General features: G+C 40.7%; 14 protein-coding genes. 7 read left to right on the forward strand and 7 right to left on the reverse strand.

Annotated features, from left to right (window positions below):
- The first annotated feature begins 6 nt into the window (after window positions 1-6).
- Genes OCV52_RS00780 through OCV52_RS00800 form a run of 5 tightly spaced genes read left to right on the forward strand, consistent with a single transcriptional unit; the run spans window position 7 to window position 4731 of the window.
- The gene (locus OCV52_RS00780; RefSeq protein WP_137406339.1) at window positions 7-798 is read left to right on the forward strand and encodes a glycosyltransferase family 2 protein; all 792 of its coding nucleotides are present in this window, start codon (window positions 7-9) and stop codon (window positions 796-798) included.
- A 10-nt stretch (window positions 799-808) separates the two neighbouring features.
- On the forward strand, window positions 809-1888 hold the full coding sequence (locus OCV52_RS00785) for a glycosyltransferase family 4 protein (RefSeq protein ID WP_137406338.1): 1080 nt from the start codon (window positions 809-811) through the stop codon (window positions 1886-1888).
- Window positions 1889-1890: 2 nt separating this feature from the next.
- Complete coding sequence (locus OCV52_RS00790; protein WP_137406337.1) at window positions 1891-2940, forward strand: glycosyltransferase family 52; 1050 nt, start codon at window positions 1891-1893, stop codon at window positions 2938-2940.
- A complete protein-coding gene (locus OCV52_RS00795; protein WP_240700646.1) occupies window positions 2940-4019 on the forward strand; it encodes a glycosyltransferase in 1080 nt (359 codons plus the stop codon). The genes OCV52_RS00790 and OCV52_RS00795 overlap by 1 nt, the downstream gene beginning before the upstream one ends.
- Before the next feature lie 7 nt (window positions 4020-4026).
- Complete coding sequence (locus OCV52_RS00800; RefSeq protein ID WP_137406335.1) at window positions 4027-4731, forward strand: CatB-related O-acetyltransferase; 705 nt, start codon at window positions 4027-4029, stop codon at window positions 4729-4731.
- Between the two features lie 4 nt (window positions 4732-4735).
- Here the strand turns inward: OCV52_RS00800 and OCV52_RS00805 are convergent, their stop codons facing one another.
- From OCV52_RS00805 to rfaD, 4 genes are all read right to left on the reverse strand, one after another.
- Entirely contained in the window at window positions 4736-5440 is a 705-nt protein-coding gene (locus tag OCV52_RS00805) for a glycosyltransferase family 32 protein (protein ID WP_137406334.1), read from the reverse strand.
- Window positions 5427-6740, reverse strand: a complete 1314-nt coding sequence (locus OCV52_RS00810) for an O-antigen ligase family protein (protein ID WP_240700645.1) — start codon at window positions 6738-6740, stop codon at window positions 5427-5429. Before OCV52_RS00810 ends, OCV52_RS00805 begins: the two co-directional genes overlap by 14 nt.
- Before the next feature lie 77 nt (window positions 6741-6817).
- A complete protein-coding gene (lpxM, locus tag OCV52_RS00815; protein WP_137406332.1) occupies window positions 6818-7771 on the reverse strand; it encodes a lauroyl-Kdo(2)-lipid IV(A) myristoyltransferase in 954 nt (317 codons plus the stop codon).
- A 119-nt stretch (window positions 7772-7890) separates the two neighbouring features.
- Window positions 7891-8835 carry an ADP-glyceromanno-heptose 6-epimerase gene (gene rfaD / locus OCV52_RS00820; protein WP_137406331.1) on the reverse strand — a complete coding sequence of 315 codons (945 nt, stop codon included), beginning with the start codon at window positions 8833-8835 and terminating at the stop codon, window positions 7891-7893.
- Window positions 8836-8987: 152 nt separating this feature from the next.
- On the opposite strand from rfaD, the gene OCV52_RS00825 reads away from it, so the two are divergent.
- Both OCV52_RS00825 and OCV52_RS00830 read left to right on the forward strand, forming a co-directional pair.
- Window positions 8988-10151 carry a nucleotide sugar dehydrogenase gene (locus OCV52_RS00825; protein WP_137406330.1) on the forward strand — a complete coding sequence of 388 codons (1164 nt, stop codon included), beginning with the start codon at window positions 8988-8990 and terminating at the stop codon, window positions 10149-10151.
- A 108-nt stretch (window positions 10152-10259) separates the two neighbouring features.
- Complete coding sequence (locus OCV52_RS00830; RefSeq protein WP_137406329.1) at window positions 10260-10898, forward strand: TetR/AcrR family transcriptional regulator; 639 nt, start codon at window positions 10260-10262, stop codon at window positions 10896-10898.
- A 53-nt stretch (window positions 10899-10951) separates the two neighbouring features.
- On the opposite strand, the gene OCV52_RS00835 is transcribed toward OCV52_RS00830, so the two are convergent.
- The 3 genes from OCV52_RS00835 to gpsA form a co-directional block, all read right to left on the reverse strand.
- Window positions 10952-12103, reverse strand: coding sequence for a murein hydrolase activator EnvC family protein (locus OCV52_RS00835; protein WP_137406328.1), 1152 nt, complete (start codon window positions 12101-12103; stop codon window positions 10952-10954).
- A gap of 138 nt (window positions 12104-12241) precedes the next feature.
- The gene (cysE, locus tag OCV52_RS00840; RefSeq protein WP_137406327.1) at window positions 12242-13063 is read right to left on the reverse strand and encodes a serine O-acetyltransferase; all 822 of its coding nucleotides are present in this window, start codon (window positions 13061-13063) and stop codon (window positions 12242-12244) included.
- Window positions 13064-13267: 204 nt separating this feature from the next.
- A complete protein-coding gene (gene gpsA, locus OCV52_RS00845; RefSeq protein ID WP_137406326.1) occupies window positions 13268-14332 on the reverse strand; it encodes an NAD(P)H-dependent glycerol-3-phosphate dehydrogenase in 1065 nt (354 codons plus the stop codon).
- Window positions 14333-14471: the final 139 nt, after the last annotated feature.

Here is a 14471-nt window from a genome sequence, read left to right on the forward strand (position 1 = left end):
TGAATAATGAGAAAACATACCCTGTCTGTCATTGTTATTACCAAGAATGAAGAAGACCGAATTGAAACTTGCCTAAAATCTGTGGTTGATATTGCCGATGAGCTAATTGTGTTAGACAGCGGATCAACGGACACAACCGTTGAGATATGCCAAAAATACACAGACAACGTGACCATCACCGATTGGCCGGGCTTTGGTAAGCAAAAGCAAAGAGCACTAGATAAAGCGACATGTGATTGGGTGTTATCAATCGATGCGGATGAAGCTTTAGACCCTGAAATGAGCAATGCTCTTGTTGAGTTATTAAAACAAGATCAAATCAAACATACCGCTTATAAACTTCCGTGGGGAGTAACGCTCTATGGAACAACACTTAAGTATGGCCGTAGTGCTCGTGCTGTGTTGAGACTCTTCAAAAGAGAGGGCTCTCGATATACCTTGGATGAAGTGCACGAAACCGTTGTGCCGGAACAAGGAGCGACGGGTACCCTGAAAGGATACTTACTCCACTACACCCATCGAGATTATGGGCACGGCTTAGATAAAGCGGCGCAATATGCTTGGCTTGGTTCTCAAAAATATCACCGTAAAGGTAAGAAATCACACGGCTTATTCCTTGCTCTACTTCGAGCGATGTGGACGTTCTTCCTTGTGTATATTATCCGTCGTGGTTTTATGGATGGCAGTGTCGGTTTCATTATGGCTATGACTTACGCTCAAGTGAATTTCAATAAATATGTCGGTTTGTGGATTCTTGAAAATCGCTCAGAAGACAGTTCAACAGACCAAGCTAAATAGGGACCGAGAGATGAAGATTTTAGTTTGTGCATCTTACTTACATGCATGGAACAGTTTGCGTCCAGAGGCTGCGATTTTTATCGAGCTAGCTCGTCAAGGGCATCAAGTGACGATCATGACTCAGGGAGAATCTGAGCACGTATCGAAGCTAGAAGAGCACGGCATCCGAGTTGTTGATGGCTATCCTAAACGTAAAATTTGTTTTGATACCATTAAAAAGATCCGTCATGAGTTAAAAACGCACAATTACGACATCTGCTATGCTTTTAACTCTAAGACAATCCCCAATGCAGCTTTTGCGTGTATTGGTTTTGACGTTAAGTTGGTTGTTTATCGAGGTACTACTGGCGGGCTATATCGACATGACCCAAGTGCTTATCTAACTCAGCTCCATCCTCGTGTAGATGGCATTGTGTGTGTGTCTGAAGCAGTGCGACAAGATGTAGTGAAGCGCGTTTGGAAGAACAAAGATAACGTTGTTACCATATACAAAGGGCATGAATTGGATTGGTACAAGGTACCACCAACTGAGCGTTCTGAATTTGGTTTGAGTGAAGAAGATGTTGTTGCGATTACCGCAGCGCACGTAAGGCCAAGTAAAGGTATTTCCGTTTTGCTCGAAGCGACCAAACACATTACGGCACCCAACTTCCACCTGATTTTAGCTGGGAGCGGTTATGAGCCTCACTTTGATGAGATGAAAGCGAGCCCGATGAGTGAGCGAATTCATTACATAGGCCACCGAACTGACATTCCTTCGATCATGTGTATGGCAGACTTTCAAGTTCAACCATCGATCAGCGGAGAAGGGCTACCACGCACCATTGTAGAAGCAATGGCCAATGGTACTACTTCTGTAGTCACGACTACTGGTGGAGCACCTGAACTCGTTGTGGATGGTGAAACGGGTTATATTGTCCCTACGGGAGACGCTAAAGCATTGGGTGAGGCTATGGACAAGCTCGCACAAGACAAGGCCAAGTGCACAGCCATGAGTGAAGCGGCTAAGAAGCGCCTAGATGAAAGCTTTAGTTCACGAGTGACAGTGAGAAAGCATTTGGAGTTTTTTGATAGATTGTTGAGTAGATAGCTATGAACTTGTATTTGTGTTCTACATTGCGGCACTTTCTATTTGCTTTACTGAAGTCATTAAAAGAATCTGAGCAAGAAAGTCGAATAATCGTTGTTACTGACCAGCAAGGTTTAGAGCCGGATAGTTTTGACTTATCTATTTTACCTAACACAATTACAGTTAAGTTTATAGGTAGAAAAAAGCTCCTTAAAGAAACATATAGCGGTGGTATTGGGTTTATTCATAAGCTTTTTGCTGTTGCTAATTGTCAGAGTGAATTTTTTAAGAAAAGAACAGTTAATAAATTATATGAAAGCAAGATACTGGCCGAGAGGCAGGTAAAAGGAAAAATACGTTTATTCTTATTTAATGATCGTAACCGTCTTTCAAGGTTAATGCGTTTAGCTTTTCCTTTTTATGAGGCGATAGAAGATGGTTTGTCGAATTATACCGGGACTGAGTTAAGTCTCATTGAACGCTTTCTTTCTAATAAAAAAGGTCGGCGCTATATTGGAGATGATAGACGTTGCAAGTTTATTCATTTATTACAGCCAGAACAGGCGCCTAGCCAGATAGCAAAAAAAGTACAACGTATAGAATTTATCGATTCTAATAACGTCAATAAATTTTTATATTCAATATTTAAATTGGATAATTCAAGCGTTGATGTTCCTGATGTGATCATTGCAACTCAACCTATATCTATATCCGGGATGAGTGATTCGGGATATGATATCAATGTTTATCGAAGTATGGTGGAGCACCTTGAAGCTAAAAACCTCACATATGCTTTTAAGGTACACCCTAGAGAAAATGAAGATAAGTACAAAAATGCATTTACAACTTCAACGTTTGTAAAAAGTAAAATTCCATTGGAGTTGTTAGTATTTTCTTCTTCAAGTGCACCAATAATCTTATCTGTTTACTCTAGTGCTGGTATGGGATTTGAAGGTTTTTGCCGTAGAGTGACCTTAATAACGGATGATGAAGCCGAGATACAGGCTGATATTTATAATAAATGGAAACAAAGTCTTTTAGACTTAAATAAACGTTTAGAGGCAATATTTTGATGAAAAAGATGGTTTTTGTAATATCAGCTTTGCGTGGTGGCGGGGCTGAGAAATTTGTACTTAACCTTTACAAAGCAATGGAAAAATATCAAGGCTATGAATGTCATATTGTTTCTATAGAAAAAGCAGTTGAGCATAATGTTGATGGCTACAGAGTGCACTTTGTTAGTGATTTTTGTAATGTTTCGAAAAAAGGCCTCAGACGCCTTTCCTATAAGAGAAATGTAGCAAAATCTATTGATTCCTATATCACTAAAGAAATATCAAAGGATGCATTGGTGTTGAGCAATATGTTGCTTGCAGACAAGATCATGTCTGAAAGCACCTTGCGAGTAAATCACGTAATTCATAGCTCATACCATTCTGCGTTTTTACTAGGGAAAAGTTGGCTTAAGCAAAAACAAATAAAACGAAAAATAAACGCTACTTACAAAAATCACCCTCTGATTTTTGTGTCTGAAGCTTCAAAATGTGAGTATGAATCATCATTTAAATCTAAATTTTCAAATACTGTTATTTATAACCCAACAGAGTTAGAGGATCTTAAAAACTTAGCTGATGAACCTGTTGATGTGGACAGTTTAGGTGACTATCTTGTACATATTGGGCGATTTAATCGAGCTAAGCGACATGACCGTTTGATTGATGCGTTCTCAAAAATGACCAACACATCAGCCAAGCTTGTCTTACTTGGAAATGGTGGTCTGTTAGAGAAAGCTAAGCAACAAGTTAAAGCCCTAGACCTTGAAGAGCGTGTCATTTTTAAAGGTTTTTTAGCGAATCCATACCCTTATTTAAAGCACTCTAAAGGCTTAGTACTGACCTCTGATTTTGAAGGTTTACCCACGGTATTGATAGAGGCAATAGCCCTCGAAAAGCCGTTACTTACTACAAAATGCTCGGGTGGAATCTATGAGATCATTGGTGATAACCAATTCGTAATTTCGGCAGAAAAGGACCTTCCCGAAAATATTGATGAAATTATAGCTAACGGTCAGTGCTACACCGTACCGTTTGATGATAAATTTTCAGCGGAATGTATATCAGAAAGTTACAATAAACTTTATTTTTCTGAATGAGCTTATAATGTCTAAAAAATTATTAACTCCAGCTTTTAAACTTCAACTGATGAAGTTGAATATTCAGGTGGCTAAAAATACCACACTGTTTAGTCGTTTTTCATACAACAAATCGATAAGAATAGAAGAGAATACAGGCTTTTTTTTTGGTAAAAAGTTATGGGCGATGGGACGTTATTCTTACTCTATGAGTTCACTGCCTAGAGATACTATTGTTGGTCGGTATTGTTCAATATCATTTAATGTGGCAGTCATGGGTGATAATCATCCTATCGACCGCTTTACAACAAGTACAGTCACTTATAGTAATGAACAGTTCAATCTGCCATCACCACCAATAGATTTAGTTGATTTTGAACAAGATAAGCAGCCTATAGTTATTGGTCATGATGTTTGGATTGGGGCTAATGTTGTATTGAAACGTGGTATTACAATTGGAAATGGTGCTATTATTGCTTCTAATGCAGTAATAACAAAAGATGTCCCATGTTACACTATTGTAGGTGGGGTTCCGGGTAAGGTTATCCGTAAACGTTTTAGCGATAGTCAGATTACACAGCTTGAAAGCCTATGTTGGTGGGATTTAGATTTGGAAGGTATTGGCAAGTTAGTTAAATCCAACTGCAATATTGAAGACTTTATTGAGAGAATTACAATCGGTAAAGAGACAGGGGAATTAAAGCCATCCCCCCTTAATTTTATAGAATTGTAATTGTTTAAAAGAACTTTCCTTTAAGTTTGAATAGATACTTTTGGTGAGTATAGAGTTTTCCCCAGAAGTTTTTATGTTTAGATTTTAAGAATATTATGCCTTTATTACTTTTCCAAGAGTGTTGATACCAGTGGGTCATATAGCGAGGTATGTCACTATTAATATCAAGTAATTTCTCGCCATCATATGCATAAAAATAAGCTTGCTCAAAGAGTCGGCAGGGCTCTAAGTCTTGGAATTTATCAACAGTTAGCTTGTGAGATAAAACCTTAGGGCCCATATATAGTGGAGAACTCATGATTTCATTCTCATAGAAGTCGACAATTTTAGCTAATATCTTTGAGTCTTTTTCTGCGTAAATAATGGCATTGCCTAGAAACTTATCACTCTCCCAACCAGCAGCGAAGTGTAAACCCTCAAATAGTGGGAAGGGATCTTTGGTAATTGTTACGTCCGTATCTAAATAAAGCCCGCCTTCTAAAGACAATATTTTTAGGCGTAAGTAGTCGGTAACAAAAGCATAGAGGCCTCGTTTATAACATTCACGAGCAAACTCACAATCGGCTATTAAATTTTGTATCTGTGGGTTGTCGTCGAGCCAGACTTTATAAGTGAACCCCTGCTTTTCCCAATCATCGATACATGCATTTGAGAAGCTATTAGGAGTTCCTCCCAGCCAGATTGCGTGAATTGTTTTATTTTTCTTCATTTTCAATGTCACCTTTGAGCTTGTAACTGTACAGTATCCCTAGAGCTAGTGTGTGCACTAAAACTCCACTTTTTACAAAAATATATGACTCAAAAAGGTTTATAACACCTAATAAAGAGTACAGGCATATAGCAAGAATTAATGTATCCTTGCCCCCATTTCTCATCCCAACTTTAAAAACATAAAAATACAAATAGCCTATTAAGGTAACGCCAAATAAACCATAGGATGCTACTATCTCCATATAGCTATTATGAAGGTGTTTGAAATTTTTCTTTTTATATGCCTTTTTGTGGTTAGAATGTTCTAATATGTATTTATTTGCATTATTCCCTAAGCCAAAAATTGGGTTGTATAGGAATTGTTTGACAGTATCAATCCAAAAGTGAAAGCGGTAACCTACAGATGTGTAAGGTATATTCTCAGAGATATGGTCTAAATTTTTAACCATATTTTCTCTTAAACTTAAACGCTCGATTAGTTCTGGATCGTGGTTTAAGTTTTCTACTTTCTTAGCTAAAGGCAATTTAGGCTTAGTTGTTAAAAGATGAGACTTTTCATTATTAATTTCAACATTATGCTCATACTTTTTTTGAAATACTTTAGCTTCGGAGTTTACTCGGGGCATAGAGGAGTAAATAAAGCCACCAATTGCCAATAGAACAATTGGAATAGTAAAAGCTAAGTTTTTCTTACTATTTTTACCGCTGTAGTACACTAAAATAGTAAATGGTATGACTAACGCTACATAAGCTGAGCGAGACTGAGTTCCCATCAATAAAAAGACGATCATTGCTGAAAGCAGGAGTAATAATCCCATATACTTTACGTCGGACGCTAACTTTGAAGTCATGTATGTAACACAGACTAAAGACGTAGCAAGAAGTGCTGCAGAATGGTTTGCATTCATGAAGTTATAGTCAGTTCTTAAACCACTAATAATCTTTGTGTAATCGGCATAAATGTTTTTAGAGTGCAGTAAGCACGTAAGTATAGTGCCGAAAACGAAAGCAAGCATCGTGGCATTTATTTTCTTTTGATCCCCTCTGAGCCAAAGTGCAACTGTAAAAAATATAAATAGGTAGCCCAACCAAGTAAGTGATAGCTTGTTCGGATAAGTAGGGTCTAATAGGTGTAAGTTATACCAACTGATCGTTTGTAAGAAAATGGATAACAAGAAAAGCTGTACTATGCGGCACTTAAATATATTGACCTTATGTAAGCATAAAGCACCTAAAGTTCCTAGATATAGTAGAGCTTGAAAGACATCACCCAGATAACGATAAGATGTTTTAAACATGAAATACCCCAAAATACTTATAAGCATAATTAGGCTAAACAAGTTGTTGTTTTTTTGTGATAAATTCAAAGTGTTCATTATTTATAAGGGTTTACATTACTATCCGGACGAGTCTTAAGCAGTCTTAAGATCCACATATATTGCTCAGGCTTTTTGCTCACGTAATCTTCAATGCATTGATTCATCATACGCGCATCCTGTTCTTCGCTTCCTGTTGGAAATGGTAAAGCGGGGTAGAAGTCCAGAGTGTATTGGCCAGTGTTGCTATCGTATTGAGCGAATAGTGGAACAATTTTAGCCTTGCTCAGCTTAGATAATCGACCAAGGCCTGAAATAGTTGCTTTTTGTGTCGCGAAGAAGTCTACGAAGACACTATGCTCGCGACCAAGGTCTTCATCAGGAAGGTAATAACCTAGGTAACCATCTCGTACAGATTTAATGAAAGGTTTTATACCGCCGCTACGGTCATAAACTCGACCGCCGTATTGTACGCGCTGTCGATGCATCAGCCAGTCACTGAGCTTGTTTTTTTGGGCTTTCGCCATTGCAGATACTGGTAGGTTGCGTGATGCTAGCAACACTGCTGGGATATCTATAGCCCATGTATGTGGTACTAACAAGATAACATTCTCGCCACTATTCGTAATATCGGTTAGGTTGCTCAGACCGTTAATTGACGTATTACTCTCTAACCAACCTTTGCTTTTAAGGGTTAGGGATGCAAAGCCCATCAAAAATGAGATGGATGTAATGTATGATTTATAAAGAACTTCTTCGCGCTCTTCGATTGATTGCTCAGGAAAACACATCTCAAGGTTTACACGCGCTCGACGGTTGGCTTTATTCTTTATTTTTACGGCTTGTCTAGCCATAAACTTAGCTATAGCTAAACGAATGCTATTAGGCAAAAAGCTAACTAACGAAGATAGCATTACTGCGATCCAGGTGCCCCAATATTTAGGTGCTAAAAAGCCCCATTCAAATTCAGGGTTGTATGCTTTTGGGTCAAAGTCATTACGTTGTGTGGTCATCAATACACTACAGTTTTATTAAAGGAGCGAACTATGAGCCCGCTAGCCAGGAAATGAACATATTTTTTGTAATGACGTTTCTAACAAGAGACCCGTCATTAAATCCAATATTTGATAACTTATTGTGCGTTAACAAGCTTCATGTATTCAGCAACACCGTCGGCGACAGATTTAAACTGAATATCACAACCTGTATTACGTAGTTTGGTTAAGTCAGCCTGAGTGAACTCTTGATAAGCGCCTTTTAGGTGCTCTGGGAATGGGATGGTTTCAATTTCTCCCTTGCCATGATGTTTGATTACCGCTTTTGCTACTTCTTCAAATGACTCTGCATTGCCGGTGCCTAGGTTAAAAATACCAGAGGCGCCATTTTCTAAGAACCAGAGGTTTACGGCTGCTACATCACCAACATAAACAAAATCGCGCTTAAAGGTCTCGCTGCCTGCAAATAGTTTTGGATTTTCACCTGCGTTCATTTGATTATTCAGGTGGAATGCAACGGATGCCATGCTACCTTTGTGTTGTTCGCGCGGGCCATAAACATTGAAGTATCTGAAGCCTACGATTTGTGAAAGTGTCTCGTTGTGCGCTGCTGCATCAGCCGTTAAGCGACGAACGTAGTTATCAAACTGTTGTTTTGAGTAGCCATAGACGTTTAATGCACCTTCGTATTCGCGCTCTTCAATGAAAGTATTAGTTTCACCGTACGTTGCAGCGGAAGAGGCATATAGGAATGGAATTTCACGTTCAACACAGTAATGAAGCAGTTCTTTTGAGTACTCATAATTGTTAAGCATCATGTACTTGCCATCCCACTCAGTGGTTGCAGAGCATGCACCCTCGTGGAAAATCGCTTCAATATGACCGAAGTCATCGCCAGCCATTACTTGAGTTAGAAAGTCATCACGATCCATATAATCTGTGATGTCTAAGTCGACAAGGTTTTTAAACTTCTTACCGTCTTTTAAGTTGTCGACGACTAGAATATCGTTGTGGCCCGCTTCGTTAAGCGCCTTAACAATATTGCTGCCAATCATGCCAGCACCACCGGTTACGATAATCATAATTCTCTAACTCTTTTGAATACAAAACTATCACGAGTATAGCAAGGAATGGATAAGGCGGGCTAGTGGAATAATTCCCCAACCGGAGTATGATACGGCAAGCTAAGTTATAAATTTTGTTGAGTTAATTGCTCAAAACTATAGGTATTATCATGAAGATTGCAGTAGCTGGGACAGGGTATGTAGGTCTCTCAAATGCGATGTTGTTAGCTCAGCATCATGAAGTGATCGCAGTGGATATCATCGATGAAAAAGTGACGATGCTTAACAACAAACAGTCGCCTATTGTTGATGCTGAAATAGAACACTTTCTGGCAAGTAAAGTACTGAACTTCAGGGCAACGACCGATAAATCAGTGTATGAAGGTGCCGAGTTTGTCATCATTGCAACGCCTACCGATTATGATCCTAAAAACAACTACTTTGACACCAGCTCCGTCGAGTCTGTTATCAAAGATGTGATGGCAGTAAATCCTAAAGCTGTAATGGTCATCAAATCAACGGTACCTGTTGGCTACACAGAACGGATCAAACAAGAACTGAATTGCGAAAATATCATCTTCTCCCCTGAGTTTTTGCGCGAAGGTAAAGCGTTGTACGATAATTTGAACCCTTCTCGAATTATCGTTGGTGAGTGCTCTGAACGAGCTAAAGTGTTTGCCGATCTTCTTGTTGAAGGTGCGGAGAAAGAGAACATCGATGTTTTGTTTACTAACTCGACCGAAGCGGAAGCTGTAAAACTTTTCTCTAATACGTATCTAGCAATGCGTGTTGCATATTTCAATGAACTTGACTCTTACGCGGAAGCACATGGATTAGACTCTCGCCAGATTATAGAGGGTGTGGGTTTAGACCCTCGAATTGGCAATCACTACAACAACCCTTCGTTTGGTTATGGTGGCTATTGTCTACCGAAAGATACCAAACAGCTATTAGCTAACTACCAAGATGTACCAAATAACATTGTCGGTGCTATTGTTGACGCTAACCGTACCCGCAAAGATTTTATTGCGGATTCAATCATCAAGCGTTCCCCTAAAGTGGTCGGCATTTATCGCTTGATCATGAAGGCAGGTTCGGACAACTTCCGTGCCTCTTCAATTCAAGGGATTATGAAGCGTTTGAAAGCGAAAGGCATCGAAGTGGTTGTGTTTGAACCGGTATTACAAGAAGAGCATTTCTTCAATTCGAAAGTCTATTCTGACCTTGCTGAATTTAAAGCGGTGTCTGATGTGATTGTTTCCAATCGAATGGTAAAAGAGATCGCTGATGTGGCAGATAAGGTTTACACACGAGATTTATTTGGCAGTGATTGATTTGGTTCTATTTTAGCTAGTGCTAATTAGACCAGATGTTAACAGCTCGATCTATCTGTTTAGTGGCGATATACTGAACCACTAAACGGATAGGGATACTAATAAATAATGAAAACACGTGACAAGATTGTTTACGCTGCTGTAGAGCTTTTTAACGAGCATGGTGAGCGTAGTATTACGACTAATCATATTGCTGACCACATCGAGATCAGCCCTGGTAACCTCTACTACCACTTTCGTAACAAGCAAGAAATTGTCCGTGATATCTTTACCCTCTACTCTACTGAATTGCTGGAAAGGTTTACCCCGATCCAAGGTCAGAAAGAGAGCCTCACTCTATTAAAACACTATCTAGATTCGATATTTACTCTGATGTGGAAGTACCGATTCTTCTACGCAAACCTTCCTGAAATCTTGTCTCGTGACGAGAAACTTCATCTTGATTACATGGCTGTGCAAGAAAGGTTACAAACTAACCTTGTCGATATTATGAGAGCTTTTGTTGAATTGAACTTGCTGAAAGCGTCCGATTCAGAGATGAAATCGATGGTGACGTCTCTTCACTTGATTGCATCGGGCTGGTTAGCTTACCAGTCTGCGATGTCCCCAAAAGCGCAAATAACGGAGCAGGTTGTTCATCAAGGTATGTTGCAGATGATCGCGACCGTTAAACCAATTGCCACCGCGCAAGGTTTTGAACAGCTGACATTATTGGAAGATGGTGTAAGGGCGTTGAACTCTAAATAGAAAGATACGAGTAAGTGCGGTATGGGATACTAATTCGCATCCCGTAGCTGCTTTTATCTGACCAACCAACTCTTTGGGTTTTGAGCTTGGCTGTTTCTGCGGATTTCAAAATAGAGGGATGGGCGAGTTTGACCACCAGTATCACCAGCAAGGGCAATCGCTTCACCGGCTTTCACTTTATCGCCTTCCTTCTTGAGTAGTGCTTGGTTAAAGCCATAAAGCGTCATGTCACCTTTACCGTGATCAAGAAGGACTACTAAGCCATAACCTCGCAGGTACTCAGCAAATACAACGGTGCCTGAGTAAACAGATTTAACCTGCTGACCATATTTGGCATTGATTACCATCCCTTTCCAATTAACTTGTCCGGTTTGGCGTGAACCGTAGTTATGCAGAACTTTTCCTTTGATTGGCCAAGGTAGTTTTCCTTTACGTTTTGCTAAGCCATCCATAGGCACCGCGTTACGTCTTTCTCGTGCAGCTTTCTCTGCTTTGGCGATCTCCGCTTTGAGGCGAGTCTCATTACGCTGCAGCTCGGCTAAGTAATTTTTATCGCCTGAGATGTTTTTCTTAATACTGCCAACGGTTTTCTTACGCTGCGTTTGAGTCTGGGCTAATTTATCGCGTTTTGTTGTCTGTTGTTTTAACAGAGTTGCGATCTGCTCTTGTTCAAGTTGGCGCTGTTTATGGCTTTCTTCTAACTCAAGTTGTGTTTGTTCAATGGTTTTGATTGTTGCAGAACGGGCTTTAGCAAGATGTTGGTAGTAATGGCTAATACGATCTTCTTCGACGCCCGTGTTGAGAATGTTAGATGAGGCTTTGGCGCGGCTTGTCATATAGTAAGTTTGAATCAGTTGTTCCAACTTATCGGTATGAGCTTTTTTCTGAGCGGTAAGAGCTTTGATCTTAGCATCTAAGCTAGCAATATTGGCATTCGCCGTATTAAGCTGCTTTTTACTGTCTTGGATGGCTTTTCCCAGTGCAGCTATTGATAGCTCTTGTTTTTTTAGGCTCGCTTGTAGACTATCGAGCTTCTTTTGCTGTGAAGAGAGGGCTTTTTGCTGGCGAGAGATCTCGCTAGACACACCCTTTAATTCACCTTGAGATGCGGCAAATGACGATGTTGATAAAAGCGCAGCACTGAGGCTGGTAGATATAAGAAGAGTTCGGCTGATAGCTCGAATATGTTTCATCATTATCGTCATTTAGTTGTATTCATCTGCTCTTAAATTTTCGAATTCCGCTGAATCGAATCCACACTCGCTTCGTATCTCGGTTACTTGACTTCCGCTTCTGCTTTTAATCTCTTCATATCTCGATACTCGTATCCCGTTAGTGCTGTTTTATATCCCATCACCATGGATAAAGCTTTGTGAGCGACCATTGAACCCTTGGTCCATATCAAGAGAAGGCTTATCTGTCTTTGGCTTACCGACAATCTTAGCGGGAACACCAGCGACCGTAGTATGTGGTGGTACAGCTTGTAGTACCACAGAACAAGAGCCAATTTTAGCGCCTTCACCCACTTCAATATTGCCGAGTATTTTCGCACCAGCACCAATCATCACGCCTTCACGGATTTTAGGGTGACGGTCGCCGCCTTCCTTACCGGTACCGCCGAGAGTAACATCTTGAAGGATGGATACGTCGTTTTCGACTACCGCCGTTTCACCGATAACAATACCAGTCGCGTGGTCGAGCATGATAGCTTTGCCGATACGTGCTGCAGGGTGGATATCCACTTGGCATGCGACTGAAATTTGATTCTGCAGGTAAGTGGCAAGTGCAATACGCCCTTGCTTCCATAACCAGTTAGCCACGCGATAACCTTGCAGTGCGTGGTAGCCCTTAAGGTAGAGCAATGGCATAGAGTACATTTCTACAGCCGGATCTCGAGTAACTGTCGCGCAGATATCACAAGCGGCCGCATCAATGATCGAGTCATCTTCTTCAAAGGCTTGTTCAACAACTTCACGCACTGCCATCGCAGGCATTGAGGCTGTCTTTAACTTGTTAGCAAGAATGTAACTGAGTGCGGCCCCTAGGCTTTCATGGTTGATAATCGTGGCATGGTAAAAACTCGCAAGCATAGGTTCTTGCTCAGACTGCTGTCGAGCTTCCTTCACAATGCATTGCCAAACTTTTTGTTGTGCACAGTGTTTCATTTTTCCATCCATTCTTTATCAGGGGCTGATGCGATGGCGAGATGAGAGTTTCTAAGAGCTACAAGAACAGAAGCGAGTAACCGAGATTCGAGTAACGAAAAGTAGCCGTCATTAAGAGCTCAATTTGCTCTTGCTCTCTTCGTATCTCGTTTACCCGAATCTCGTATCTGCTTTTACTCTTTTCGCATCCCGCATCTGCTCATATTATCTTTCTGACTTTTTATCTCGAGCAAGTAGATCTTGCGCAGCTAAGTGTGCGTCTTTTGCTTGATACAACACTTGATAAATTTGTTCAACAATTGGCATCTCAACGCCCATACGTTCTGATAGTAACCAAACTTCTTTGGTGTTTCGATAACCTTCTACCACTTGGCCTATTTCTTCTTGTGCGGTATCAACATCTTTACCGGAACCTAACGCTAAACCAAAGCGACGGTTACGTGATTGGTTGTCGGTACATGTCAGTACTAGGTCGCCAAGTCCCGCCATACCCATAAAGGTCTCTGGTTGTGCACCAAGAGCAGCACCCAGTCGGCTCATTTCTGCTAAACCACGGGTAATCAATGCGGTACGTGCATTTGCACCGAAGCCAATACCATCCGACATGCCAGCACCAATCGCGATAACGTTTTTAACTGCACCGCCAAGTTGCATACCAATGAAATCTGAGTTTGCGTATACACGGAATGTCTTGCCACAATGTATCTTTTCTTGAAGCTCTTCTAAGAAGGTCTCATCTGGTGACGCGACTGAAATTGCTGTCGGCATACCCATAGCAAGCTCTTTGGCGAAAGTAGGACCAGATAGAACCGCTAAAGAGTAATGGTCACCAAGCACATCATGTGCGACATCTTTGAGTAGTCGGCCTGTTTCAGGCTCTAGCCCTTTCGTTGCCCAGCAGATACGAGAGTTATCAGACAAATGAGGCTTTAGGCTGTTTAAAACGATACCAAATACGTGGCTAGGAACGACGACTAGGAGATCTCGACTTGCTGTTACAGCCTTCTCGAGGTCTGACTCAATGATTAGGCTTTCTGGAAAATCGATATTAGGAAGAAACTCATTATTTGCTCGTTCAGATTCAAGGCGCGCCATGTGGATAGGGTCGTGCCCCCAAAGAACAACATTTGCACCGTTACGCGCGAGAGATATAGCTAAAGAGGTCCCGTAAGAACCAGCGCCAATGACAGTCATTGCGATATCTTTGCCGTAAAAGCTGTCTTTACCAAAAGCGCTTGTCGTGTTAGTCGGGCGAGTTGTGTCTGTCATGCTTCCACCTAAAAATAATGAGGGAAATCGAAGAGTCCTAGAATAGCTTTCAACTAAAATTAGAAGGCTCTATCTTAGTACAGTGTAAAGAAAAAATGCACACCACAGAAGTTGCGATGTGCATTTAAAAGCTAACTAG

The sequence above is a fragment of the Vibrio chagasii genome (assembly GCF_024347355.1).
GTDB classification, from domain to species: Bacteria; Pseudomonadota; Gammaproteobacteria; order Enterobacterales; family Vibrionaceae; genus Vibrio; species Vibrio chagasii.